21 protein-coding genes are annotated in these 25,127 nt (G+C 44.3%); 9 read left to right on the top strand and 12 right to left on the bottom strand.

The features are described 5' to 3' along the window. Positions 1-463: 463 nt before the first annotated feature. On the bottom strand, positions 464-2,698 hold the full coding sequence (locus N39L_RS21800) for an FUSC family protein (protein ID WP_014276353.1): 2,235 nt from the start codon (positions 2,696-2,698) through the stop codon (positions 464-466). Continuing rightward, the gene (locus N39L_RS21795; protein ID WP_231851982.1) at positions 2,682-5,711 is read right to left on the bottom strand and encodes an EAL domain-containing protein; all 3,030 of its coding nucleotides are present in this window, start codon (positions 5,709-5,711) and stop codon (positions 2,682-2,684) included. The genes N39L_RS21800 and N39L_RS21795 overlap by 17 nt, the downstream gene beginning before the upstream one ends. Before the next feature lie 185 nt (positions 5,712-5,896). Here N39L_RS21795 and N39L_RS21790 point away from each other — a divergent pair, with 185 nt between their 5' ends. The 3 genes from N39L_RS21790 to N39L_RS21780 all read left to right on the top strand — a co-directional run bounded on the left by N39L_RS21790 (position 5,897) and on the right by N39L_RS21780 (position 8,766). Next, the gene (locus N39L_RS21790) at positions 5,897-6,574 is read left to right on the top strand and encodes an ABC transporter ATP-binding protein (RefSeq protein WP_006619325.1); all 678 of its coding nucleotides are present in this window, start codon (positions 5,897-5,899) and stop codon (positions 6,572-6,574) included. Further along, complete coding sequence (locus N39L_RS21785; RefSeq protein WP_006619326.1) at positions 6,564-7,370, top strand: ABC transporter permease; 807 nt, start codon at positions 6,564-6,566, stop codon at positions 7,368-7,370. Before N39L_RS21790 ends, N39L_RS21785 begins: the two co-directional genes overlap by 11 nt. Positions 7,371-7,473: 103 nt before the next feature. Further along, on the top strand, positions 7,474-8,766 hold the full coding sequence (locus N39L_RS21780; RefSeq protein ID WP_006619327.1) for a M16 family metallopeptidase: 1,293 nt from the start codon (positions 7,474-7,476) through the stop codon (positions 8,764-8,766). 406 nt (positions 8,767-9,172) lie between these two features. On the opposite strand, the gene N39L_RS21775 is transcribed toward N39L_RS21780, so the two are convergent. Together N39L_RS21775 and topA are read right to left on the bottom strand one after the other, a co-directional pair. Then, the gene (locus N39L_RS21775) at positions 9,173-9,442 is read right to left on the bottom strand and encodes a hypothetical protein (RefSeq protein WP_014276352.1); all 270 of its coding nucleotides are present in this window, start codon (positions 9,440-9,442) and stop codon (positions 9,173-9,175) included. Positions 9,443-9,569: 127 nt separating this feature from the next. Continuing rightward, entirely contained in the window at positions 9,570-12,341 is a 2,772-nt protein-coding gene (topA, locus tag N39L_RS21770; protein WP_006619329.1) for a type I DNA topoisomerase, read from the bottom strand. A gap of 206 nt (positions 12,342-12,547) precedes the next feature. On the opposite strand from topA, the gene rpmB reads away from it, so the two are divergent. Further along, positions 12,548-12,784 carry a 50S ribosomal protein L28 gene (gene rpmB, locus N39L_RS21765; protein WP_006619330.1) on the top strand — a complete coding sequence of 79 codons (237 nt, stop codon included), beginning with the start codon at positions 12,548-12,550 and terminating at the stop codon, positions 12,782-12,784. A 116-nt stretch (positions 12,785-12,900) separates the two neighbouring features. Here rpmB and egtD read toward each other — a convergent pair whose 3' ends face one another. After that, positions 12,901-13,947 carry an L-histidine N(alpha)-methyltransferase gene (gene egtD / locus N39L_RS21760; protein ID WP_014276351.1) on the bottom strand — a complete coding sequence of 349 codons (1,047 nt, stop codon included), beginning with the start codon at positions 13,945-13,947 and terminating at the stop codon, positions 12,901-12,903. Between the two features lie 114 nt (positions 13,948-14,061). Between egtD and cas6 the strand changes: the two genes are divergently transcribed. Both cas6 and N39L_RS21750 read left to right on the top strand, forming a co-directional pair. Continuing rightward, complete coding sequence (gene cas6 / locus N39L_RS21755; RefSeq protein ID WP_014276350.1) at positions 14,062-15,189, top strand: CRISPR-associated endoribonuclease Cas6; 1,128 nt, start codon at positions 14,062-14,064, stop codon at positions 15,187-15,189. Positions 15,190-15,201: 12 nt separating this feature from the next. Then, a complete protein-coding gene (locus N39L_RS21750) occupies positions 15,202-16,884 on the top strand; it encodes an ABC transporter substrate-binding protein (protein WP_050856788.1) in 1,683 nt (560 codons plus the stop codon). A 117-nt stretch (positions 16,885-17,001) separates the two neighbouring features. Here N39L_RS21750 and fni read toward each other — a convergent pair whose 3' ends face one another. From fni to N39L_RS21730, 4 genes are all read right to left on the bottom strand, one after another. Further along, a complete protein-coding gene (gene fni, locus N39L_RS21745) occupies positions 17,002-18,033 on the bottom strand; it encodes a type 2 isopentenyl-diphosphate Delta-isomerase (protein WP_006619334.1) in 1,032 nt (343 codons plus the stop codon). A gap of 45 nt (positions 18,034-18,078) precedes the next feature. Beyond that, positions 18,079-18,612 (bottom strand): bifunctional pyr operon transcriptional regulator/uracil phosphoribosyltransferase PyrR, encoded by a 534-nt coding sequence (gene pyrR, locus N39L_RS21740; RefSeq protein WP_006619335.1) that lies wholly within the window; start codon positions 18,610-18,612, stop codon positions 18,079-18,081. Between the two features lie 95 nt (positions 18,613-18,707). Next, positions 18,708-19,709, bottom strand: a complete 1,002-nt coding sequence (gene cbiB, locus N39L_RS21735) for an adenosylcobinamide-phosphate synthase CbiB (RefSeq protein ID WP_006619336.1) — start codon at positions 19,707-19,709, stop codon at positions 18,708-18,710. Between the two features lie 39 nt (positions 19,710-19,748). Continuing rightward, entirely contained in the window at positions 19,749-20,192 is a 444-nt protein-coding gene (locus N39L_RS21730; RefSeq protein WP_006619337.1) for an Rrf2 family transcriptional regulator, read from the bottom strand. Positions 20,193-20,597: 405 nt separating this feature from the next. On the opposite strand from N39L_RS21730, the gene N39L_RS21725 reads away from it, so the two are divergent. Further along, on the top strand, positions 20,598-20,990 hold the full coding sequence (locus N39L_RS21725) for an AbrB family transcriptional regulator (RefSeq protein ID WP_006619338.1): 393 nt from the start codon (positions 20,598-20,600) through the stop codon (positions 20,988-20,990). Positions 20,991-21,209: 219 nt separating this feature from the next. On the opposite strand, the gene N39L_RS21720 is transcribed toward N39L_RS21725, so the two are convergent. Further along, a complete protein-coding gene (locus N39L_RS21720; RefSeq protein ID WP_006619339.1) occupies positions 21,210-22,121 on the bottom strand; it encodes an AAA family ATPase in 912 nt (303 codons plus the stop codon). A 46-nt stretch (positions 22,122-22,167) separates the two neighbouring features. Here N39L_RS21720 and N39L_RS21715 point away from each other — a divergent pair, with 46 nt between their 5' ends. Next, positions 22,168-22,305 (top strand): hypothetical protein, encoded by a 138-nt coding sequence (locus N39L_RS21715; protein WP_162097044.1) that lies wholly within the window; start codon positions 22,168-22,170, stop codon positions 22,303-22,305. A gap of 328 nt (positions 22,306-22,633) precedes the next feature. Further along, complete coding sequence (locus N39L_RS21710; protein WP_006619340.1) at positions 22,634-23,098, top strand: helix-turn-helix domain-containing protein; 465 nt, start codon at positions 22,634-22,636, stop codon at positions 23,096-23,098. 40 nt (positions 23,099-23,138) lie between these two features. Here N39L_RS21710 and N39L_RS21705 read toward each other — a convergent pair whose 3' ends face one another. Together N39L_RS21705 and N39L_RS21700 are read right to left on the bottom strand one after the other, a co-directional pair. Next, entirely contained in the window at positions 23,139-24,161 is a 1,023-nt protein-coding gene (locus N39L_RS21705) for a bifunctional riboflavin kinase/FAD synthetase (protein WP_006619341.1), read from the bottom strand. A gap of 74 nt (positions 24,162-24,235) precedes the next feature. Further along, positions 24,236-25,078: an ABC transporter permease gene (locus N39L_RS21700; protein ID WP_006619342.1), complete on the bottom strand. Its 843-nt coding sequence runs from the start codon at positions 25,076-25,078 to the stop codon at positions 24,236-24,238. Between the last annotated feature and the right edge of the window lie 49 nt (positions 25,079-25,127).

Below are 25,127 nucleotides of genomic sequence, written 5' to 3'. Positions count from 1 at the left end.
TACGATGGTGTAACTGTATCGGGAATAGGGGGAAGGGTTTTTGTGGTAGACCCTTGAGGTCAACCTGAAACTATTACGATCGCCTAACTGTATCGGGAATAGGGAGGAAGGGTTTTTGTGGTAGACCCTTGAGGTCAACCTAAAACTATTGCGATGGTGTAAGTGTATCGGGAATAGGGGGAAGGGTTTTTGTGGTAGACCCTTGAGGTCAACCTGAAACTATTACGATGGTGTAAGTGTATCGGGAATAGGGGGAAGGGTTTTTGTGGTAGACCCTTGAGGTCAACCTGAAACTATTACGATGGTGTAAGTGTATCGGGAATAGGGGGAAGGGTTTTTGTGGTAGACCCTTGAGGTCAACCTGAAACTATTACGATGGTGTAAGTGTATCGGGAATAGTTTCTGATACCTGGCTGGAGAATATAACTATGTCAACCCCTCCCATGGCTACGCGCGATCGCCATTAAAGTTGAGCAACTGCTTGATATATACCCTGTAGATAATCCGCCATATCCTCTATTTCTAAAGCCAAAATACTATAGTCTAGTAAAACTTGACGGGTGGGGGTTTCATCTTCCTGGTTAGCAAATTCAACTAAGCGTTTTTGTTGTAGACCCTTGAGGTAAACCTGAAACTCTTGCGATGGCGTAACTGTATCGGGAATAGGGGGGAGGGGACTTTGATATTTTAGGGAAGTTTCCAACTGTGACAACCCCAAATCAATGCGACTAACAAAGGTTGTTAATGCTGGGTGAGGGTCTGTACCACTAAAATCATTTAATTGGTCAATTAAAACAGTGATAGATCGACTGAACCGAGTTAGGTTAGTCATTAGAGTTAAAGCTATTTCAATTTGGAGTTGGGAAGTTTGCGGGTCATCAATCAGTTTTTGTAGAGAAATTTGGGCGTTAAATTGAGCGAGTCTATTCTGATGACGTTGTTTACTGATAGCATGATAATCAGCAGATTGATTATTAGATAAGTAAGAATTGATGACTATATGGAAATAATCCCGACTACAACTAATAGCATCAGTGGCTAGTCTCCAGAATTGTTGTTCCTGGCGATCGCGAAATAGAAAGAATGCCGCCATAAAAGCTAATCCCGAACCAATTAAAGTAGCAATTACTCGCAGAGTCGCGACCCAAGCATTCTCAAAAGTTAGGCTGTGTTCGAGAGTCACAGCATATACAGTAATGAAAAAAACGGCGACTCCATAGTTAAACCTGAGCAAAGAAAAAGCCACGGAAACCGACATAATAGCAATGGCTTCTAAGCCAGCTTGGGTGTAAATAAACACAGTTAAAACCGGAGTGATTAACGCGCCTAAAACTGTCCCTAAAATTCTTTGAAAAAAACGGCGAAATGTGCTACCAAAATCATGCTGTAAAACCAATAAGACAGTTAAGCTAATCCAGAAGCCTCTGGGGATAGATTCAATAGTAGCGATCGCCACAGCTACCGATGTAGCAATAGCCAGTCGGAGTCCATGACGGAAGATAGCAGAATCGAAACTGAAGTTATCTAACAGAGGTTGAAACCAAGGTTGCTCAAGTTTTTCCAACAATATAGTTATTTCTGACAATTCCGAGTTATTTTCTCCCCCAATGGTAGTGGGTTTCATTTCCTGTACAACTAAAAAGGTTCTTTCCAGTAGAGAAATTAATCTATTTAGCACTTCTATCAACCGGACTAGAGCAATTAAACTCACATAAGCATCTACCTGATTACCAATAGTTTGACGTTGAAAAGATTGTTGTTCATCCAAGGCTTGGGTAATTTGTTTAAGGCGGTCACAGTTAACTTGAGCGGGTTGATTGCGGATTGTCTGGACTAGATTTTCCAGATTAACAACTATTTCTTTAAAAGCCTCATTTAACAAGATTTTAACGGTCATATTTTCCGGCTGGTCTCGATGAATACCTGATAACTTAATTAAGGTAGAGATAGCCGTCATCAAGTATTCAATATCTTGAATCAAAATCACTGCCGCTTGTCCGATTTCGGAAGTCCCTCGGCGACCTTGGCGGTTGATGACTAAAGCATCCTTAGCTAATTGTAGTTTTTCTCGCCATCCTTTAACCTGCTGTAATTCCGAGACAGATAAACTGGTAGAATTATTTAAAACTACTTGTATATAATCAGCGATCGCCGCATAACAATCAGCTATGGCTTTTTTGAGGGGGAGATAAGGTTGTAGGGGCCAAAAAATGAACCATAAAGCGATCGCCCAAATTCCTCCCACCAAAGCAATAAACATCCTTTCTCCCGCGATTATGATATCTCCTGGGGGAGTATGAATAGTAAACAGAAATAAAATCCCCGCGACAATTCCCGTCATTACCCCAGGATGTCCATAAACTGCAGCATATCCTACCCCAAACATCCATAAAAAAGTTATCAGTAATTTTAGCCAAATAATATGGGATATCAAAGTTCCCAAACCTATAGCTAAAAGACCTGCTAACAGGGTGGCGATCGCTGTTTTAGCCCGAATTTTATAAGGACCACCCACCGCACCCAAAATAAAAAATACCCCCGTTAAACCTATATAAAATCCCGTCTCTGGATAACCCATTAACCGACCGATTACCAAAGGAACCGCTAAAGCTATACCTGCGCGAATACCTCGGTATGCTTCGATGGTCTTTTCAAATTGCAACAAAAAATTAAACAGGTGATTATTTGCTAAATTCATCCGAATATTTACTCTCAGGAATACACAAGAATTGTTGAGATAATAACTCCGTGATTTCACTAGCCGGAACAGGTCGAGAAAATAAATAACCTTGGGCGGCTTCACAACCGAGTTTTTTTAACCAGTAGAATTGTTCCGGTGTTTCCACACCTTCAGCAATTACATGAAGTTTCAGTAATTTACTTAAAGCTATAATTGATTTGGCAATCACCTGGTGGCGGTCACTCAAATTTTCTGGACTCACAAAAGAACGGTCAATTTTGAGACTATTAACAGGTAATTGGTGCAAATAACTAAGGGAAGAATAACCAGTCCCAAAGTCATCAATACTTAAACCAATACCTTTGGCTTGAATTTGGCTGAGTAAATCACAGGTTTTTTGAACATTCGCTACCAACATACTCTCGGTAATTTCCATAACTAAACTATTATGGTTCAGATTATAACTATTTAACACTTCGTCAAGTTGTTCTAGTAAAAAACCTTCTAATTGTTTAACTGAAAGGTTGACACTCATTTTTAAACAATGACTGGGAAATTGATTTTTCCACTCTTCTAATTGTTGACAAGCCTTGTGTAATAACCATTTACCTATAGGTATAATTAAACCCGTGTTTTCCGCAATTTCAATAAAGTGACCAGGGGATAAAAGACCCCTTTCGGGATGCTGCCAACGCACCAGTGCTTCTAATCCCTGAATCTTCTGAGTTTTGATATTAACAATAGGTTGATAATATAAAACTAACTCATTGTTTTTTATGGCTTTTCGTAGGTCATTCTCTAGGTGCATTTGTTGTACAGCGTGGAAGTGCATCAAGGGGTCAAATATGGCATATCTCCCTCGTCCTTCATGTTTGGCTCGATACATGGCTAAATCGGCATCCCTGAGTAAATCTTCGGCTTTTTCGTGGCGGTTTGTTCGCGCTACTATGCCAATACTACTATTAACAAATACCTCTCTTTCACCTATTTGTAAAGGTGATGTCCGCAGACTTTCTAAAATTCGCTCGGCTACCCGTATTGCTTCATGTATCACCTCTAAATATTCTAAGACAATCACAAATTCATCCCCTCCTAGGTGCGCCAATAAATCAGTATCTCTGACAAAGTTTTTGATGATTTTTGCCACTAATGACAGCATTTTATCACCAATTAAATGACCTAAACTATCATTGACAACCTTAAAATTATCTAAGTCTAAAAACAGGATAGCTAACTGCAAATTTTCATTATTTTGGGCTCGTTTTAAAGCCATATCTAGCTGTGCCATTAGGTGGGTACGGTTAGGGAGTCCGGTTAAACTATCGTGAAGAGCATCATATTTTAACTGTTCTTCTGCTTTAATGCGATCGCTAACATCCCTAGATGCACTCTGTAAATGTCTCACCTCTCCCTGGTTATCTAAAATTACTTTGGTGAGAGTTTCCAACCAGATATATTCTCCATTTTTTTTGCGGATTTGATAAATTATTGGACGAGATATTCCCGGTAAAATACTGAGGGAATATTCCATACATACCTGATATAATTCCTGGGATTGGAAAATATCAGTAGGTTTTTTACCAATCAGTTCTTCTGGGGTATATCCTAGCAATATTTCACTAGAGGGATTCACATATAAATAACTGCTATCAGGGGCGTGTAAACATACTAAATCACTCATATTTTCAGTGACTAAACGCAGACGTTCTTCACTTTCAGCTAAGGCGATTTCTATCTGTTTGCGATCGCTAATATCCATAATTAGGGTATCCCATATAATATCCCCATTATCATGGCGTTCTGGCTGTCCTGCTGATTGCAACCATTTCAATTTTCCCGAAGGAGTAGTAATCCGCCATTGCCAAAACCATGGGGCTAGATTATTAGCTGAAATCAGTACAGATTCATACATTGACTCTAGATCATCTGGATGCACCATATCCCACAAAATCTTAGCATCTTTAACAACAGTGTCCGCCCTAACTTCCCACAATTCATAACAGCCTTCACTCATATATAAAACCTGATCAGAACCGTCTGGGTGCAGCACATATTGAAAAATTGCCCCCGGTACATTAGCCGCCATCTTTTGAAAACGCTGTTCACTTTGTATCAGGGCTTTTTCAACTTGATTACGGCGCTTAATTTCTACACCCAATAAACGATTCCACACCAATAAAACCACTACCCCAGCAATGGTTGTATATATCCCTAAATTGATTAAAATTTCCTTCATTTGTTGCCTACCAAATTTAGCCGGTGGTTGTAGCCAGCGTCTGTAGGCTTGATAATAAGCAGAATTAGCATCCCTTTTCATCTCTAATATTTGCTGGTCAAGGGCGGCTAAAATAGCATAATTTTCACCTCTTGCCGTGACAAAATGTAGTCGAGAAGGGTTAATTAAAATATGGGTTCTCGCTAAATTATAGACCGATGAAGCCTCCCAACCATAGAGATGATTTACCACACCCGCATCAACTTCTCCATTGGCAACTAGCTCAAAAATCTCCTGAAAACTAGAGGCTTCCACTAATTGCGGTTGAACGGCAAAAGCCTCGGCTTTTTCTATCAATAATGACTGTTGAATACTACCAGCTAATACAGCTACTTGTTTTTGATGTAAGTCGATAATCGAGTTAATAGAAATTCCCGGTCTTCCATAAATCTCCGACCAACTTACGAGGACAACTTCTTGGTTAAAATCAAAACGGCGATCGCGTTCTTCCGAGTGAGCCACATCGACCATTAAATCAAGCTGTCCTTCCTCCAATAATTCTAAGCATTGATTCCACTCACAGGGGATATACTGCAACTGCCAATTTTCCCTCCTCGCCATAAACTTCAGTATATCTACCCAGAACCCGGTAGGTTTACCATTTTCATCAATAAAAACCTTGGGTTTATTTTCGTATACACCAACCCGAACTATATCGACTGTACCTTTAACTGGTGCAGCATCTACCCCTAAGTACATAGATATAATCAAGCAACTACTAAACGCTGCGACAAAATTCATTTTATGATGATTCATTTTAATTCAGTCTATCATATAATAGATAGTAGCAACCCCATACTAAAATCCGCCCAATCTTATGCTTATAGAGCAGTAGTTGACAGTTTCCCCATCCCCAGGAATAATCAGTAAGTATCTATTCCCTCTGGTTACATCTGTTGAACCCAACAGACAGCCAGAGACTACCTTGTTGATGTTAATCAATGGCAATTATCGAAGGCATCAAAATCGGCTGTCAAAAAATACAACCCTCCCTAAGTTCAGAGGAAGCAGCCAGGTGGCTATGGCGTGATTTATCCTTTAACTTAGAACCTGGCATACAATTAGGCTTAGTTGGTGCCACCGGAACCGGAAAAAGTTTATTATTGAGAGCGATCGCCTGCCTTGACCCCCTAGATGAAGGAGAAATCAGATATTTAGATCGGCCCCTGAGCGCCTGGAATTTGCCCTTGTACCGCTCACAAGTCATTTACCTACATCAACGCCCCATCATGTTCGAGGGTAGTGTAGAAGCCAACCTAAAGGCAGTCTATCAACTCGCCATTAACTCCCACCGTCGCTATGACCCTCACCAAGTCCGAGACCTACTGGAAACCTTTGACCGCCACCCTGATTTTCTCTACCAACCAGCCACCAACCTATCAGGGGGAGAAAGTCAACTTGTGGCAATTATCCGAGCCCTACAACTAGAACCAATGGTTTTGTTATTAGATGAATGTACAGCATCTTTAGACCCAGAAACCACCCACAAAGTCGAAGAGGCGATCGCCTTCTGGCTGTCTGCTAACCCCCAACGTGCTTGCATTTGGACTAGCCACGACCCCCAGCAAATTCAACGAGTGACCAACCAACAACTTATCCTTTCTCCCTATGTCGGATAATTACCTTTCCCTCAGTTATGGACAACTAGGCGCATCAGTTTTATTAATTATAATCAACGTCGCCCTATCCATCCAATTACGCCTAGGTTTAGAACGCTCCCTCGCCATAGCATCACTGCGGTGCGTAGTACAATTATTGTTAGTCGGCTATATCCTAGAATGGTTATTCGCCCTGGATAACCCCTGGGTAGTATTAGCGATCGCTCTATTAATGGCAGCCATAGCCGGAATATCAGCAGTAAACCGAACATCGCGCCGTTTTGCGGGAATCTATTGGCGGAGTTTACTGTCAGTATTAGTATCAGCCTTTTTAATCACCAACCTATCAGTCATCGGCATCATTCAAGTACAACCTTGGTACAATCCCCAATATTTAATCCCTCTGTTGGGAATGATCCTCGGAAACACATTAAACGGAATTTCTTTAGGCTTAGACAGGTTTATGGAAGGAGTCGTCAGTAACCGTAATGGCATTGAAACCCTACTCGCCCTAGGTGCTACCAGGTGGGAAGCCAGCCATAAACAAATTCAGACCGCAGTCCGAACCGGGATGATACCCATCATTAACTCTATGATGGTTATGGGTGTAGTTAGTTTACCCGGTATGATGACTGGTCAAATTTTAGCCGGAGCCAGTCCCCTTGATGCTGTACGCTATCAGATTATAATTGTGTTTGCGATCGCTTCCGCGAGCGCCCTCGGAACTCTCGGAGTCGTCATACTAGCCTGGGGGGCCCTATTCAGTCCCAGTCACCAACTCCTAAGCGATCGCCTCCATCACATCACCAAAAACTGAGTTGTTATCATGGAACGACTATCACCACTCCTGAAATATCCTAATTTTGTGTTACAAAGGATCCTGGCATCAACTGCGATCGCATTTCATCATATAGGCAGCCGTGACTCAAACCCTAACCCCATCATTCTCAGACACCCAGAACGTTCATCGCTATGTTTTAGATAACGGCATTACCCTGTTAGTCACCGAAAACCCGGCGGCGGACATTATCGCCACCCGTTTATTTTTGAGAACCGGAACCCGTTGGGAGCCACCACACCAAGCCGGACTCTCTCACCTCCTCGCCGCCGTCATGACCAAAGGGACAGAAAACCTCTCATCCCTAGAAATTGCCGAAAGAGTCGAGTCAGTAGGGGCGAGAGTTAGCGCCGACACCTCCTCCGACTATTTCCTCGTTGGTGTCAAAACAGTTTCTGGGGACTTCGAGAATATTTTGGAGTTAGTCGCCCAACTTTTGCGCGCCCCATCTTTTCCCGAAGCGGAAATAGAACTCGAACGTCGCATCACCATTCAAGGTATTAGGTCTCACAAAGAACAGCCATTTTCCATCGCTTTCGACTTTCTGCGACGGGGAATGTACCAAAACCATCCCTATGCCATTTCCACCCTCGGGACTGAAGAAACCGTAAGCCAAATTACCCGCGCCGACCTACAAGAATTTCATCAGACCTATTTTCGCCCAGATAATCTGATTATTTCCCTAGCCGGACGCATTAGCTTAGATAAAGCCCTAAGCCACATACAAAAAACCTTTGGAGACTGGAAAGCCGACCGGACTCCCCTCCCCAAACTGACACTACCACAAATCATCTCCAACCCTCACCAGGCGATCGCACCCCAGGAAACCCAGCAATCTGTCATTATGCTAGGATACCTCGCCGCCTCCGTCTATGATCACGATTATGCCTCCCTCAAAGTCATTAACACCTATCTGGGGAATGGTCTATCCAGTCGCCTCTTTGTCGAATTACGCGAAAAGCGCGGACTAGCCTATGATGTATCGGCTTTTTATCCCACCCGCCTAGATGCTTCCCAATTTGTAGTGTATATGGGAACTGCTCCTAATAATACCGCGATCGCTATTGACGGACTACGCACCGAAGTAGAACGACTCACCACCACCACCCTCACAGAAGAAGAACTCCAGGTCGCTAAAAATAAGCTCCTAGGACAATATGCCCTCGGAAAGCAAACTAACAGCCAACTCGCCCAAATTTACGGATGGTATGAAACCCTGGAATTGGGCATTGACTTCGACCAGCAATTTCAAATTGATGTCGCTTCCGTCACAGTTCCACAAGTCCAAGCCATATCTCAAAAATACTTCGGTCAACCTTACCTCGTCTTAGTCGGTCCAGAGGCGATCGTCAGCCCATTTTCCCACTCCCACTAACATACTCTCCGCCATACTACTACACAAACTCACCATTTTGTCAATAGGTATAAAAACAGAGATCCTCATTCACCCTCAAAACTCGTGTATCGCCAGCTTCAGATTTTCGTCAAAAAATCACTTTAATCGCCATATAATCAGGGTTTCACCCTTTATTTTTGCATAAAGACACAATAAGCCCTTGGTATCGGTTTCCTCAATGCTACCACAACCCCGATAATCTCGTCAACTTGTTGCCACTTTTGATCACCAAAAACGTATCAAATCTTAACAGTCTTTGAAAAATCCCATATATTTGAGCCGTATCAATTAGCCAAACTTATTTTTGGGTCAGGCAACAAATCACCCTGTGGGGTCAACCTGAATCGACCCCTTAATTGATGGTTTCCGATTTGAGACGGTCTATTTAACTGGGTTTACTGACGCTTTTACAGTGGCTGCTGTCAACAATATGCGATCGTAGTATAGCCGGTTGGGTGAGTGATTCATGAGCCGTTACAGGTTCCCCTATCGGGTGAAAAATCACCTGTTTACAGACAAATTGACTACTACCGCTATAGGCATAATCCCAAATATAGGATTCTGTATCATTAATCGTCGCCGCAGCCGGAGACCAAAACGAACTCAGCAAGACCAATTCCAAAGCCACTAAGGCCGTGATGATATATTTCCACATAATAATCCCCATTCCCATGAACTCACAGGGTTAGGGGCGAGTTTCCAGAGCATCTCTATTTGCGATCGCCAGTCGATACAACCCGCCCATTCTCCCATTATATCAGCCCATTCCGGGATGTCAAAACCTATTCCGTTTCGCCCTTAGTGCTGGACTTTTTGGCGGTCGTGGACTTTTTGGCGGTCGTGGACTTTTTGGCGGTCGTGGACTTTTTGGCGGTCGTGGACTTTTTGGCGGTCGTGGACTTTTTGGCAGTCGTGGACTTTTTGGCAGTCGTGGACTTTTTGGCAGTGGTACTGCTAGTAGACTTCGACTTCGACTTGGACTTGGAGCCAGAAGCCGCCTTAGCCTTTAATAGTTCCAAAGCCTGTTCCAGGGTAAAAGTTTCGATCGCCTGGTCTTTAGGCAAAGAAGCATTAATTTTGCCATGCTTAATATAGGGACCATAGCGACCATCATAGATATTGAGAGGTTCTCCATCTTCCGGGTGTTCTCCCAACTCTCGCAGGGGAGTAAGAGTTTTTTTAGTTCCCCTGCGTCCCACCTTAGGTTGAGCCAGAAGTTCCAAAGCCCGCTCAAAAGTAATAGTCAACACATCATCAGGAGCCTTAATAGAGCGATAATCCTTAGCCTCCTTACTTTCATGAACCACATAAGGACCAAAGCGACCAATAGCAGCCTTAACCTTAGCCCCCGTTTCGGGATGCAGTCCCAAAAGGCGAGGTAAAGACAAAAGCGACACCGCCACATCCAAAGTCACAGCATCCTTTTCCAGCCCCTTGGGAAGAGAAACCCGTTTCGGCTTCTTATTAGTTTCCGACTCTTCCCCCAACTGCACATAGGGACCATAGGGACCAATTAACATAAAAATCGGTTCTCCTGCTTCGGGATGGACTCCCAGCTTTTCCGGTCCCTCCGTCTTTTGTCCAATCAACTCCTGAATTAACTCAGGAGTCAGGTCAGCAGGAGTCAGGTCTTGAGGAATAGAAGCAGTAATAATCTCCTCATCCTTCTGTGCCTCGATATAAGGCCCAAAGCGACCCAAACACAAACGGTAAGTCATGCCATCAGTAGCATCACCCAAATTTTCCAATTCAATAGTGCGGGCTACCTTAGCATCAATTTGGCTTTCCTGTTCCTTAACCTGATTTTCCAGCCCCCCGTCACCGGAATAGAACTTTTGCAGATAAGGTAACTGGTCTGCCTGTCCAGTGGCTATCTCATCAAGAGTATTCTCCATGCGAGCGGTGAAACCGATATCCACCAAATCGGGAAAATGTTTTTCCAGCAGGCTATTAACCGCAAAAGCCGTAAAAGTAGGAATCAGAGCATTACCCTTAATTTGAGCATAACCGCGATCGATAATCGTACCAATCACACTCGCGTAGGTACTCGGACGACCTACCCCCTCACTTTCCAGAGTTTTAACCAAAGATGCTTCTGTAAAGCGCGCCGGAGGTTGGGTTTCATGTCCGATCGCCTCCAAATCCTTACAATCAGGATGCTGACCCACTTTTAAAGGTGGTAGAGGTAGCTCTTGATTTTCCAAAGCCGCATCAGGATCATCAGACCCCTCTACATAAGCCCGCAAAAACCCAGGGAAATCAATACGTTTCCCGGTCGCCCGAAAACCCGCATCTTCCACCTGTAAGTCAACAGAGATATTAGTTTGGCGAGAGTCAGCCATCTGAGAAGCAACCGTCCGCTTCCAAATTAAGTCATACAGTTTCAAGTCATTACCACTTAACTCAGTTTCCTGGGGAGTACGGAAATAATTTCCAGCCGGGCGGATAGCTTCGTGGGCTTCTTGAGCCCCCTTACTTTTGGTCGTGTACTGGCGCGGTTTCGGACTCAGGTACTCTTTGCCATATTTCTGCTCAACGCAGTTTCTAGCAGCTACTATGGCTTGCTCTGATAAATGCACAGAGTCAGTCCGCATATAGGTAATATAACCCCGCTCATAGAGTCCCTGAGCCACCTGCATAGTCTGGCGGGCGCTAAGTCTGAGTTTCCGGTTAGCCTCCTGTTGGAGAGTCGATGTGGTAAATGGCGGCGCGGGTTTGCGAGTAACTGAGCGTTCGTCAATATTCCTCACAGACCAGAGTTTCTCCCTCAGTCTCTCCTTGAGGGCTTGGGCTTGGTCTGAGTCTAGTAGGACTACATTACGCCCCTGGGCGATTTGACCAGTGCTTTCGTCGAAGTCGCTACCTGTGGCTACCTTTACCCCATTCAGGGTAATTAGTTTCGCCTCAAACTCGGTTTTACCTTGTTCGAGCAAGGCTTTGAGATCCCAATATCCCCCCTGTCGGAAGGCGCGACGCTCCCTCTCTCGGTTTACTATCAATCTTACGGCTACAGACTGCACCCGACCTGCTGACAAGCCTCTGGCGATTTTTTTCCACAGCAGTGGTGACAGGGTATAACCATAGAGGCGATCGAGTATCCGCCGGGTTTCTTGGGCGTGAACCAGTTGTTCATCTAAGTCTCGGCAATGTTGTAGGGCTTGGAGTATGGCTTCGGAGGTAATTTCATGGAACACCATACGCCGGGTGGGAATTTTCGGTTTTAGCACCTGCAACAAGTGCCAGCTAATACTTTCCCCTTCTCGGTCTTCGTCGGTCGCTAGAACTAATTCTGTCGCTTGTTTGAGCGCTTTCTTGAGTTCTTTGACCACTTTCTGCTTATCTTTGGGGATTACATAAATAGGCTCAAAATTCCCTTCCACGTTTACCCCTAGCCCTGCCCATGTTTTCCCCTTGTACTCTTCGGGAATTTCATCAGCAGAGGGTGGTAAATCTCGGATATGGCCCATTGAGGCTTCTACCTGATAGTCTTTCGGTAAGAAGTTACGAATAGTCCGGGCTTTGGTCGGTGATTCAACGATAACTAAAGTTGACATAGCAGCTTTTTCGTATAGCAGCAAACTGGACTTGGGGGTCTAGCCCTGGTTCGGGGGAGACCATAATTTCTCTTTTTCTCTTGTCGGACTGTTTAGGCAACACCAGCACTCTCTAGCCTAACCCAACATTTCCAACTATCTCACTTTATTTAGCCCCCGATCGCTTATAATAAGGGTTTGCGTTTAATTTTCAACTGGAGGGTACTATGTCTCGTGTCTGTCAGCTTACAGGAAAACGGGCTAATAACGGAATGGCTGTCTCTCACTCCCACCGTCGTAGCCATAAACTACAACAAGCCAATTTGCAGTGGAAACGGATATGGTGGCCCCAAGGTAAGCGCTGGGTACGTCTGAGACTTTCCACTAAGGCTATTAAAACTATTGAGAAGAAAGGGTTACAAGCTATGGCTAAAGAGGCTGGCATCGATCTCAATAAATTTTAACTTTTCCAGCCATATACCACCCATATCTATTGATCATGGAACTCCCTCTCCTTCTGGGAGAGGGCGAGAGGTCTGGGATAATTAATTAATTGTCCCAGACATACTTCCTATCCTACCTAAGTCAATTTAGCCAGAATTAGACCAAACCAATTGTTACTATCAGTCCAAGTCTTGACGGGTTGTAAACCTTGCTGGTTAAGATAATTCTGCATATTTTCTAGTTCAAATTTGCGGGAGATTTCGGTGCGGACTGTTTCCTGGGCGCTAAAATTGACGGTCAAGTTTAAACTTTTTAGGCGTACAGTTTGCTGACAGAGACTGCGTAGGTGCATCTCAATTTGATGTTCTTCTAGGTTATAAAAAGCCCAATGTTCAAAGTTTTTGATATCAAAATCACCATCAAAACGATGGTTTAAATGTGACAGCATATTTAAATTAAAAGCAGCCGTTACCCCCTGACTGTCATTATAAGCGGCTTCTACAATATCGGTGGGTTTATGTAAATCAACTCCTAATAGGAAATATTCCCCCGGTAATAAAGCGGCTGTAATTTGTGCAAAAAAGCGATCGCACTCAGTGGGGGTTAAATTTCCCAAGGTGCTACCCAGAAAGCAAATCATCCGACTGGGAAGGGGTGCGGGTTCTAATTTTGCTAAAGCCTGTTCATAGGTGGCTACAATTCCATGAACTTGTAAAGATGGATAATCTTCTAATAATTGATAGGCGCTATTTTCCAAAATACCGCCACTAATATCAATGGGAAGATAACGCAGAGGATAGCCTAAACTTTGGTAAGCATCTAATAAAATCCGAGTTTTAGTAGAACTACCACTCCCTAACTCTACCAATTCCGTCGGACCAGTTAAAGTGGCAATTTCCGACGCAAAATCCCTTAAAATAGCCGTTTCTGTGCGGGTCGGATAATATTCGGGTAATTCGCATATTTTTTCAAACAATAGAGAACCCTGATCATCATAAAAATACTTAGGGGACAGAGTTTTCGGCTGGTAGGGGGTTGCTAGACTCTCGATTATATCATAACCCGTGGCGGGTTCATTGGCTGGGGTCTGATTTGCATTAACTAGAGATTCAATCCTGATTCGTTGCTGGAGTAGGGAGCGATCGCTCGTTTCTGTAGTAGTCTGGGGGTGGGAGATATACATTATGGCTAAAGTATACACAGCAATGGCATCAAAAAAACTGCTGCCATTATGTATTGTCCCATACCATTGTCAACAAAAGGTTATGTTAACCGAACTCAAAAACCATCAACTGTTATGGCTTACCCCAATAAACGTAACCGTGAGCATCCCTCGGTAAATTCCCATTGGTCTACCGAAAGCGAATTGGTAGGTTTAGAATTTGAACTCACACCCACCGACAATCATATCCTTTACCCTCAATATACCATTGGTCTACACGCCTGGTTTCTCGACCAAGTGCGTAACACTAACCCAGAACTTTCCCAATATCTCCATGATGGACAATCGGAAAAACCCTTTACCATTTCAGGGTTGTCCGGTTCCCTAATCACCTCTGGAAAAAATCTGCAACTACAAGGCGATCGCCTCTACCGTTGGTATGTCACCGGGTTATCTCGTCCAGTAGTTCAGTGGCTAGGGAAATGGACCCAAAACCTACCCCCCCGCATTGAACTCAGAAACGCCCCCCTAACCATCAATTCCTGTAAAGTCTTCCTGGAAGCCAAGACCTATCAGCAACTGTGGGAACAGCAGTCTCCCAAAACCTCTAACCTGAAATTAAGTTTTCTCTCTCCCACCAGTTTTCGTCACAAAGGACATCATCTCCCCCTACCAATTCCAGTTAACCTATTTCATAGCTACCTGCGGCGATGGCATGATTTTTCGGAGATTAAATGCGATCGCGACCTATTTTTAGAATGGGTCGATGAGTTTGTCATCCTCCAACGTCATTATCTACAGTCCGTCAAAGTCGCCGCCGGAAAACGGGGAATGGTAACCGGGTTCACCGGAGCCATTGAATTAGCCAGATCCCAGAAAAGCAAAACCCAGTTTTCTGGAAATATCCAACAGCAGCAACAGCTATTTTACGCCCTAGGACAACTCGCCCCCTACTGTGGAACGGGACATAAAACCCCCTTTGGCTTAGGACAAACCCGCTTAGGCTGGTTAGTAGACGATATCCAGAATGTGTCTACTATTCAACAAATACTAGCCGATCGCATTCTGGAATTAACCGACATTTTCCGTTCCCAAAGACAGCGCACCGGGGGAAACCGCGCCACCGACATAGCCGAAACCTGGGCGACTATTCTGGCGCGTCGGGAGTTGGGAGAATCTCTAGTGGCGATCGCTACTGATTTAGAAATGCCATATCAGACAGTAAAAACCTATGCTAAACTAGCACGGCGCGCCTTAAATTAAAACATTCATCAGATGCACACAAAATACCAGATGCTGTTATCTAACTTGGTTAGGGGTAGTCGGCGGCGGTTCCGAGTCCTATGGCAATTTTTAGGACTGTTTGGCTTGGTTAGCTTCCTCATTATCAGTTGCGCTCAACCCAATAATCAAACCACTACTACCCCAGGGTCTAGCAACGGCGACGAACGGATTATTATTGGTACTACCCAAACCCTCCGCACTATCGATCCAGCCGATGCTTATGAGGTTATTTCTGGCAATCTTCTGTATAATTTAGGCGATCGCCTCTACGCCTATGAAGTGGGAACTACCCAACTCAAGCCTCAACTAGCTACCGATTTTCCTACCATTAGCGACGATAGGCTAACCTATACTATACCCCTACGCCAGGGGGTGCTTTTCCATGATGACACGCCTTTTAATGCTGAGGCGATGGCTTTTTCCCTGCGCCGGTTTATTGAAAACGGCGGACCCCCTTCCTCTTTACTCTCCGATATTGTTGAGGATATTACCACCACCGGTGAATATGAATTAACTATTAAACTCAAGCGTCCCTTTGCCGCTTTCCCCTCCCTATTAGCATTTTCGGGAGCTTGTGCGGTTTCCCCTAGTGCTTATGAAATTGGGGCGGGTAAATTTAAGCCTAATTCTTTTGTCGGAACCGGACCTTATGTTTTAACAGAATATGCTGTTGATCTGATTCGCCTCCATCCTTTTGACCAATATTGGGGGGATAAACCAGCTAATCAAGGTGTGGATTTACAACGTTTTTCTAGTCCTGCTAATTTGTTTAATGCTTTCCGCACTAATGCTGTCGATGTCGCTTATATATCCCTTGAGCCTGACCAAATTGCCAATTTATTAGAAGGTGCAGAACAGGGAAGATGGCAAGCAATTAGTGCTGATGGAAATACTATTAATTACATAGTATTAAATGTGAACAGCGAACCCTTAGACCGGGTGGAAGTTCGACAGGCGATCGCCTCTTTAGTCGATAGAAATTTAATTAATGAAAGGGTTCTCCGAGGACAAGCCGAACCTCTTTATAGTCTCATTCCTACTACTTTTGAAAGTCACCTTCCCGTATTTAAGGAAGCCTACGGAGATGCTAATTTTGAGAAGGCTAAACAACTGTTAACAGAGGCGGGATTTACTCCCGAAAACCCCGCTGTGGTTGAACTTTGGTATGGCGCGAACTCCCAGAAACGTCAAGAGTTGGCGGCTACTCTCAAGGCTTTATCTGATAATAATTTGGGGGGTATTTTACAGTTACAACCTCAAAGTGTCGATACAACTACCGCTTTTCAAAATTTGGATAAGGGAATTTATCCGACTTTTATTCTGGATTGGTATGCCGATTTCTTGGACCCTGATAACTATATACACCCCTTTCTTGATTGTGCTAATGGTTCCCCCCAAACTGGATGCGTCGAAGGTGCTAGTCAATATCATGGGTCTTTCTACTATAGCGATCGCATGAATCAGTTAATTCGTCAACAGCGCACTGAGGCTAACCCTGAGACTCGCCAAGCTATCTTTCAGGAAATTCAACAAATTCTGGCTGAGGATGTGCCTTTTATTCCCCTGTGGCAAGACAAAATCCATGTTTTCGCCCAAAACAACATTCAAGGCGTTAACCTCCAGGCTAATCAACAGTTCCCTTTCTGGCCTTTGGCTAAATTCACTCCCCAATAACTCATAGATGGGACAGGGGGCTATGCCCTACTGTCCTGTTTTTTTGCCCCCGGTTTACCAACAAACCCCTATTACCCAAACCCTCCCCTACCTAGTAGGCGGCGAGTGTTTCTGTGGTCAATATATGGCTCTCAAAACTTGTGGTCGCTGAAGATCCTTCATGGTTCTACTTCCCGTGCAAAATAGCACCGTGGATATTTCGGCTATCAGAATCTCTACCAAGCTATCAACAGCAGCCTCTGACTCAGCCGCCGCCTGTAAAAAAGGCCACGCTAAACCGGCTAAATCAGCACCTAAAGCGATCGCATAAGCCACATCTAAACCATTGCGGAGTCCCCCAGAAGCAATCAAAGGAATATCAGGAGAATCTGCCCTAACCTCAGTGATACACTCAGCCGTCGGTAAACCCCAATCAGCGAAAGTTTCCCCCAAGCGTCGCTGACGAGGATCTGTAGCCCTCTGTCCTTCTATTCTCGCCCAAGACGTACCGCCCGCACCAGCCACATCAATGGCAGCTACTCCCGCATCTATCAGCTTTTTAGCCATAGCAGCCGATATGCCGTTACCGACTTCTTTGGCAATCACCGGAACTGGCAGCTTGTAGCATAAATCGGCAATTTTGTCAAGTAGTCCTCGGAAATTAGTATCGCCTTCCGTTTGAATGCACTCCTGGAGAGGATTGAGATGCAAAATTAGGGCATCGGCTTCCAGAATATCAATTACCCGCTGACATTGCTCTAAGCCATAGCTATAGTTTAGTTGAACTGCGCCCAAATTAGCAAATAGTACAATATCAGGAGCGAGCGATCGCACTGCGAAAGTAGGGGCTAATTCTGGCTTTTCCACCGCCACCCTTTGGGAACCCACCCCCATAGCAATTTGATGTCTGGCAGCCGCCCTAGCTAGGCGGGTGTTAATTAGTTTAGCCTGTTCTGTGCCACCAGTCATCGAGGAAATTAACAACGGCGCAGCCAGGGACTTACCCAGAAACTCTGTAGAGACCTCTACCTCCCCAAGATTAATTTCCGGTAGACAGCAATGGGTAAACCGATAGCGATCGAAACCATTGGTTTTTTGGCGAAATTGTACATCAGACTCTAAACAAATTCGCAGATGATCAGCCTTGCGGCTTTCCGTGGAAAATTCCATTTTTCACAGTTCCCAATTTCTATGGATACCTTTAACTTATTCTGATTATTCGGACTTTAATTCTATGCGATCGTATCCATCTACCTCCTCCAGATATACTCGCACCTCTTCATCTCTAGCCGTCGGGAGTTCTTTGCCAATAAAATCCGCTTGAATGGGTAGTTGTCTATGACCGCGATCGACTAAAACCGCCAATTGGATAGTCTCCGGTCTTCCATATTCAATTACCGCATTCAAAGCCGCCCTAATAGTACGTCCACTATAAATCACATCATCCACCAAAACCACTTTTTTACCTGTCAAGTCAAAAGGAATTTTAGTTTGTGCCGGAGTTCGCATCCCCACCTTATCTAAATCATCCCGATAGAAAGTAATATCCAAAGCGCCACGAGGAACCGTCAACTGTTCCAGCAAGTTAATTTGGTTCCCTAACCTTTCCGACAGCGGAACCCCCCGCGTATATATTCCCAATAATACCAGGTTAGATAAATCTCCCCCACTTTCCACAATTTGGGATGCTAAACGGTTCAAAGTTCGCCGCATTTCTTCAGCCGATAGGATTTCGACAATTTTACTCATGATTCAAGTTGATTGCTTCACAAAATTACTGGTTTAGATATCTGCCAAATATCTATATTTACTGCCGACATTATTGGCTAAATAACGCCTTATTTTTATTGCCAAAATATTGACCTAATTATAAATATAATAAAAGTCGCGCCTAACCATATAAAAATTGAGTTGCGGGTGATAGCCAGCGCCCCCTCAATAGTTTCTGACGTAATCGGGTCAATAGGATCTCCTAAAGTAGGTTTATGTTTAACTTTTCCTCGGTATTGATTCACTCCCCCCAATTGTACCCCCAAAGCCACCGCATAGGCGCATTCACTCCAACCCGCATTAGGGCTAGGATCATTAATAGCATCTCGGCGACATATCTGCCAAACCCGTCTAGGTTGACCCGACAATAGAGCAACCGTAATTACACTGAGACGGCAAGGAAGCCAAGTCAGAACATCCTCTAATTTAGCACTAAACCATCCTATATGAGTATAAGGTGCTTCACGATAACCAATCATTGAATCCAGGGTGCTGGCAGCTTTATAAGCCCAAGCCAGAGGAACACTTCCCACTGCTGGTATCAGCAAACCAATAATCCCATAGAATAGGGGAGCCATCATACCATCGATCGCATTTTCGGTAATAGTTTCCACAATAGCCCGCTCAATTTCAGGTTTCGATAAATGTTCCGTATCTCGACCCACATACTGACTTAATCGCTGGCGGCTTGTTGGCAAATCCCCCCGTTGCAGAGGCTCTTGTACATCCTCAGCGGCCGCTCGCAAACTCCGAGCAGCAAAGCAACTAGCTAAAAGAATACTTTGTAAGCCTACAAAGATAATACCATGAAAGGGTAATTGCTCTGACCAGACTTTAACTGCTGCCACCATCAGCCAACTGACCAATCCACTACCAATCACCAAAATCAACCCCACCAAAATTCCCGCCAGCTTTTGAGATAAAGGACTCTTGAAATATCTCAGAACTGGTTGAGTCAATTTGGTAATCACCCAACCCATAACTTGAACTGGATGCAGCCAATTCCACGGATCACCGATAGCATAATCCAAGCCCGCCGCTATTGCCAAAATTACTATTGTCTGGAAATCGCTCATTTCTTAACTGCCATGTAATCCTTAACCGCCAGCATATAATTAAACCACAAAACTAGCGGACTCTCCCTGAGCCGCCTGCCAACTGAGGGCATCATAATAAAGGTCTTCTAGGGAGATGCTATACAGAGCCTCCTTTAATTTTTCATGGAGACGATTCCAGAGAGTAAATGTTACCCAATCCTCTATTTGTTCAGCATCAGGTTGATGGTTAGATAAAGGTTCTATGGTCTCACCAACGGCTTCCAGAATTTGCCCCAGAGAAATTTGAGCAGGTGGATATGCCAACTTATATCCCCCCTGAGAGCCTCTTACGGAAATTACTAACCCCCTGCGCCGCATCTCAATTAGTAACTTTTCTAAATAGGGAGCTGGAATATTTTGCCGAGAGGCGATCGCTCGTACCGACACGGGACCACTGCTGCCCAGCATGGCTAAATCTAACAATGCTTTAACACTATAATGTCCGCGAGTAGTTAACTTCATTAATCCCTTTCAAATTAACAGTAATTTTTGTAGTTATTTGATCTCTAGTCTCAGCCGTTGCTACCCACCTTAACCCAGATTACTCATCCTTATCTATCTAGTGGAATTTACGGATACATCATTGATTAACATCATTTGATCCATCCTTCCTAGATTCTAACTGAGTTTGACCTCAACTACCGACAGTAATAGATTAGGGAAACCACAAACAGGTAAGCCTTTACAGAATAATCAGCTATAGGATGATTACATCCGTTAAAAATGTTAATGATGGAGATGAATAATTCTGCGCTCTTAGTGTAAGATAGTATCCAGGTACCAGGTCATCGTGAACAGTTATGGTTGTCCGAGAGATAACCATAACTGGGGTGATGACATCATCTCGAATATGCAAGGGAAGACATCATGGCTAAGAAGAACAATTCCGACACTCAAGCACAACCGCTAACTGGTCAAGCACTTTTAGAAAAAGTCCGAAATCTCGGCCACATGAACAAAGAAGAGAAAGCCAGAGAATGCGGATACTATACCTTAACAAAAGGCGGTATAGAGCGAGTTAATATGATGAAATTCCTTAACGCCTTAATAGACGCTGAAGGAATCGAACTAGATGGTAAATCAGAAGGTAATGGACGTGGGGGACGTTCTGCAAGTTATAGAATTACGGTTCAATCTAATAACAACCTGTTGATTGGGTCAGCCTATACGAAGCAAATGGATCTGCAACCGGGAGATGAATTTGAGATTATTCTGGGACGTAAGCACATTTATCTGAAACAGGTAGGCTCGGAAGATTAGCTAAGTTGATGCAATGGTGAAAGTAGCATATTGTCTCGCCTTCATACTTGTATGATGATGAGAAACTAGGTTTTCTCAGTGATTAAAATGCGATCGCATACCTATCGTTAGCATCAGAGAAGCACAGCAAAACCCCTCAAAGCCATAGAAGGCAGAGGGGTATATTTTGCTCCGTCCTAATATATGTTGAGCCGGGGATTAATTAATAGTAGTACCAGCCTAGGATGGAATAGGTACAGATTGCAGTAAGGCTTCAATAACCGTCTTAGAACGGCGACCACCAGCAGTAATCAAGCGATGTGAAAGGACATGGGGAGCCAATAATTTAATATCATCAGGAACTGCGTAATCTCGTCCCGACAAAAAAGCGATCGCCTGGGTAGTACGATGAAGAGCGATCGCCCCCCTAGGACTCACGCCCAACATAATATCCTCATGCTCCCGTGTAGCGCGAACCAAATTAAGAATATACTGCTGTAAAGACCCATCCAACTGGACTCGCTGACATTCTTTTTGCAGAGTCAGAATATCCTGTAAACTGAGACAGGGTTTAAGTTCATCAACCTGTACTCCCTCACTCAAGCGTCGCAACATTTGCAACTCTTCGAGTTCACTAGGATATCCCAAAGTTAAAGACAACATAAACCGATCCATTTGCGCTTCTGGGAGAGGAAAAGTTCCCTGATACTCAATGGGGTTCTGAGTCGCAATCACAAAAAAAGGCATGGGAACCATGCGCGATACCCGATCAATGGTCACCTGTCTTTCCTCCATGACCTCCAACAAAGCCGACTGAGTGCGGGGTGTAGCTCGGTTAATTTCATCGGTAAGCAAAATATTAGCAAATACTGGCCCCGGCAAAAATTCAAACTCACCACTGCTAGGATTCCAAATATTAGTACCAGTAATATCGGTTGGTAATAAATCCGGTGTACATTGAATCCTCTGGAAAACCCCATCAATAGAACGAGCCAAGGATTTAGCCAGTAAAGTTTTACCTACTCCCGGTACATCTTCCAAAAGCACATGACCCCCCGCCAGCAGCGCCACCAAGGTTAGGCGAATTGACTCTTCTTTACCAACTATAGTCCGACCTAAATTTTGCTTTAATCGTTCAATACGTTCTCTCATTCAATTCTCCGGTGATTCAACCCTCTGAGTGAGAGGATACAGCATTTTGACCGTTGCACAGCTACCCGCAGACTATCTGTACAGATATTTTCTAACACCATCTACTCAGAGCCGCTTTCCGCCACGATTTCTGATGGCTGCTCGCGCCAGGGAAGCGATCGCTTTTATATCCCCATTAACCTGAGTTGTGTTCGAGTTCGGAGAGCTATTTTTTCCCATCTGTCAACTACAATTAGGGGGGATTTATCAGGTGTAATTATTCTCAACGTCTGCCACCGAAACACCCCGCCGCCCCCCTGCCCATCTAAATATTGATTGTGTTGGGTGTAGAACTAATCACTGGCCATAGAGCGCGAAAGCGGAAGATGCCAATGTTTGACTGAAGGGCGATCGCTCTTGAGCCCGCCAATTCTTGCCCACCAAGAATTCCCAGACCTCACCAGACAGCAGTTTCGACCAACCAGAGATCATCTGCTATAATTTCTCTTATACTATCGTAATAGTTTTTGCCGATGATGTTCATAGGTACTTCTCAAGCCGCAAAAATGATGGGTGTAAGCACCACCAGAGTTAGGCAGCTTTTGTATAGTGGTAGAATTCCCGGAGCTTACCGAATTGGCAGGATGTGGGTGATTCCCCTAACTGGCGAAATGCCTGAAATCACACCTGGGGGGCGGGGTCCGAAGCCTACCTGGGAATGTAGCCGTCCTAAGAATAAGCCCACGTATATTCACATCAACAAGAAAGTCATTGGTAACAACAACCGCATACTCAGGGAAACCCAAGGAAAGATAGGCGACATCCAAAAATTGCTAAACCCACCAATTATTTTGAACAAAGGCAATAAAACCTTGTATTCTTCGGAAATAATAATTGATGGACCCTGCCGCCTACTATATCAACCTTTCCAAAAGCTATGTTCTGGGGCGCAGGTGTGGATTGAAACTTTATTCCCGACGAGAACTATAGCCCGATAAAATAGAATAGTTAAAAATCAACATTAGTCAGGCAACTAGATTAATCCAGTAGGGGTAGATTTTTCCTAGCCTGGAGATAGGTTCGCGCGTGGGTACAATCCCTTTGAATTTGGGCCTTGAGTTGTTCAAGGGATGCAAATTTTTGTTCTGGTCGCAAAAACCCCTCTAAACTGACAGTCAAACTCTGACCATATAAATCCCCATGCCAATCTAATAGATGAACCTCAACGGTAGGATTGTCTCCAGCTACAGTAGGACGACAACCAATATTCATCACTCCTAACTGAGGGGCAATAGTTGTTTGTTCCCCGAAAGCAAATCCCGTAACCAGGACTGCATAAACACCGTATTGGGGTAAAAACTTGTCTGGTGGCAGTTGTAAATTAGCTGTAGGAAATCCCAGAGTCCGGCCTAATTGTTGACCCTGTACCACTTGACCGACGAGGGTATAAGCACGTCCTAATAGTTGATTAGCACGGTTAAGATGACCTTCTGTGAGGGATTCTCGGATGATGGAACTACTGATGCGATCGCCATAAGCACTCTTAAAGCGAGAAACTATTTCGACATCAATACCATACTGAGAGGCGATCGCCTTTAAATCCTCGGTACTACCCATGCGATGGCGACCGAAGCGAAAATCAAAACCGACACTCACGCGAGTAGCTTGTAAATACTCCACCAAAATCTGCTCAACGAACTGAGCTGGGGTGAGACTAGCCAAATCTTTGTCAAAAGGCAAAAGCACCAACTGCTGAACCCCAAACCTCCGTAGAATGTCAATTTTTTCGGGTAAGGGAGTTAACAGTTTTTTAGTTTGACCCGTAAAAAATTCCTGGGGGTGAGGATTAAAAGTCACCACTGTTCCATAGCCAGAAATAGCTACTGGGGGCGTTTTCTCATCCGTCTTTATAAACCCTACCTTCTGGGAATCTACCGCGACCTCATTGGGGTTGAGAATGGGTCGGACTACCTGTTGATGTCCTCGATGAAATCCATCGAAGTTCCCCAAGGCAACAGCAGTCGGAGTTAGAACCGTATCTTTTGATGATGTTATCCACACAGGTTAAATTGCCACGTTCATGGCGAACAGCAAGACAAACAGTTTACCCCGTATAGGGGAACCAAGACAATTTTTCAGTTCTTCTGATTTTGATTTCTGAGAAACTCTGCGGCAAATGCTAACAACCCGGAACCTATAATCAAAATTACGCTGAGGGCGTTAATATCGGGTTTAACTCCGGTTCTAATGCGGCTAAAAATTTCCATTGGCAGAGTAGTTGCGCCACTTCCGGCGGTGAAACTGGCAATCAAAAAATCATCCATACTCAGGACAAAAGCCAGTAAACAGCCAGAAATGATACCGGGCATGAGTTGGGGTAGCAAGACTTTGATAAAGGCTTGATCTGGTGTTGCCCCTAGGTCTAGTGCAGCTTCTTCTAAGTGGGGGTCTAGGTCAGCTAGGCGAGTGGATACCACCAGGGCGACATAGGCGAGACAGAAGACTACATGAGCGCCTATGATAGTTGATAAACTCAGGGGAATGGCTAAGGCTGCCAAAAATACTAGGGTGGAAACGGCGATCGCAATGTCGGGGACAATTAAAGGCAAGTAAGATATGCCCAGATAAATACCTTTTCCGGGAAAGCGAAACCTGGATAATCCCACAGCCATCAGGGTTCCAATGACGGATGATATGGCTACGGCACTCAAGCCAACGGTAAGGCTATTTTTGAGAGCGCTAAGGATGCGGGTATCCTGAAAAAGTTTGACATACCACTGTAGGGTAAATCCCTGCCATCCTGCACTATAGCGGGATTCATTAAAGCTATAAAAGGTGAGAACCAAGATAGGCAGATACATATACAGGAACATCAGGCCAACAAATATGATCTGCCAAGATACCCGAAATCTAATTTTAGGCTTTTGCATTTCTTGAGGAATGTCTGACTGATGATTGTGATTGTTAATATCCTGCATGGAATTTTAAGTTTGGTAAGGACGGGTGCTAGAGTGAGCCCCAACTAAG

The organism is Limnospira platensis NIES-39 (assembly GCF_026000695.1).
GTDB classification, from domain to species: domain Bacteria; phylum Cyanobacteriota; class Cyanobacteriia; order Cyanobacteriales; family Microcoleaceae; genus Limnospira; species Limnospira platensis.
This window is presented reverse-complemented; position numbering and strand designations above follow the sequence as displayed.

Coding starts and splice junctions, on each gene's coding strand:
- pyrR (WP_006619335.1), bottom strand. CDS start 18,612: ATGAGTAAAATTGTCGAAATCCTATCGGCTGAAGAAATGCGGCGAACT.
- N39L_RS21800 (WP_014276353.1), bottom strand. CDS start 2,698: ATGAATTTAGCAAATAATCACCTGTTTAATTTTTTGTTGCAATTTGAA.
- N39L_RS21785 (WP_006619326.1), top strand. CDS start 6,564: ATGTCGGATAATTACCTTTCCCTCAGTTATGGACAACTAGGCGCATCA.
- N39L_RS21730 (WP_006619337.1), bottom strand. CDS start 20,192: ATGAAGTTAACTACTCGCGGACATTATAGTGTTAAAGCATTGTTAGAT.
- egtD (WP_014276351.1), bottom strand. CDS start 13,947: ATGTATATCTCCCACCCCCAGACTACTACAGAAACGAGCGATCGCTCC.
- N39L_RS21720 (WP_006619339.1), bottom strand. CDS start 22,121: ATGAGAGAACGTATTGAACGATTAAAGCAAAATTTAGGTCGGACTATA.
- rpmB (WP_006619330.1), top strand. CDS start 12,548: ATGTCTCGTGTCTGTCAGCTTACAGGAAAACGGGCTAATAACGGAATG.
- N39L_RS21700 (WP_006619342.1), bottom strand. CDS start 25,078: ATGCAGGATATTAACAATCACAATCATCAGTCAGACATTCCTCAAGAA.
- N39L_RS21775 (WP_014276352.1), bottom strand. CDS start 9,442: ATGTGGAAATATATCATCACGGCCTTAGTGGCTTTGGAATTGGTCTTG.
- cas6 (WP_014276350.1), top strand. CDS start 14,062: ATGGCTTACCCCAATAAACGTAACCGTGAGCATCCCTCGGTAAATTCC.
- N39L_RS21795 (WP_231851982.1), bottom strand. CDS start 5,711: ATGAATCATCATAAAATGAATTTTGTCGCAGCGTTTAGTAGTTGCTTG.
- N39L_RS21725 (WP_006619338.1), top strand. CDS start 20,598: ATGGCTAAGAAGAACAATTCCGACACTCAAGCACAACCGCTAACTGGT.
- N39L_RS21790 (WP_006619325.1), top strand. CDS start 5,897: ATGGCAATTATCGAAGGCATCAAAATCGGCTGTCAAAAAATACAACCC.
- cbiB (WP_006619336.1), bottom strand. CDS start 19,709: ATGAGCGATTTCCAGACAATAGTAATTTTGGCAATAGCGGCGGGCTTG.
- topA (WP_006619329.1), bottom strand. CDS start 12,341: ATGTCAACTTTAGTTATCGTTGAATCACCGACCAAAGCCCGGACTATT.
- N39L_RS21750 (WP_050856788.1), top strand. CDS start 15,202: ATGCACACAAAATACCAGATGCTGTTATCTAACTTGGTTAGGGGTAGT.
- fni (WP_006619334.1), bottom strand. CDS start 18,033: ATGGAATTTTCCACGGAAAGCCGCAAGGCTGATCATCTGCGAATTTGT.
- N39L_RS21710 (WP_006619340.1), top strand. CDS start 22,634: ATGATGTTCATAGGTACTTCTCAAGCCGCAAAAATGATGGGTGTAAGC.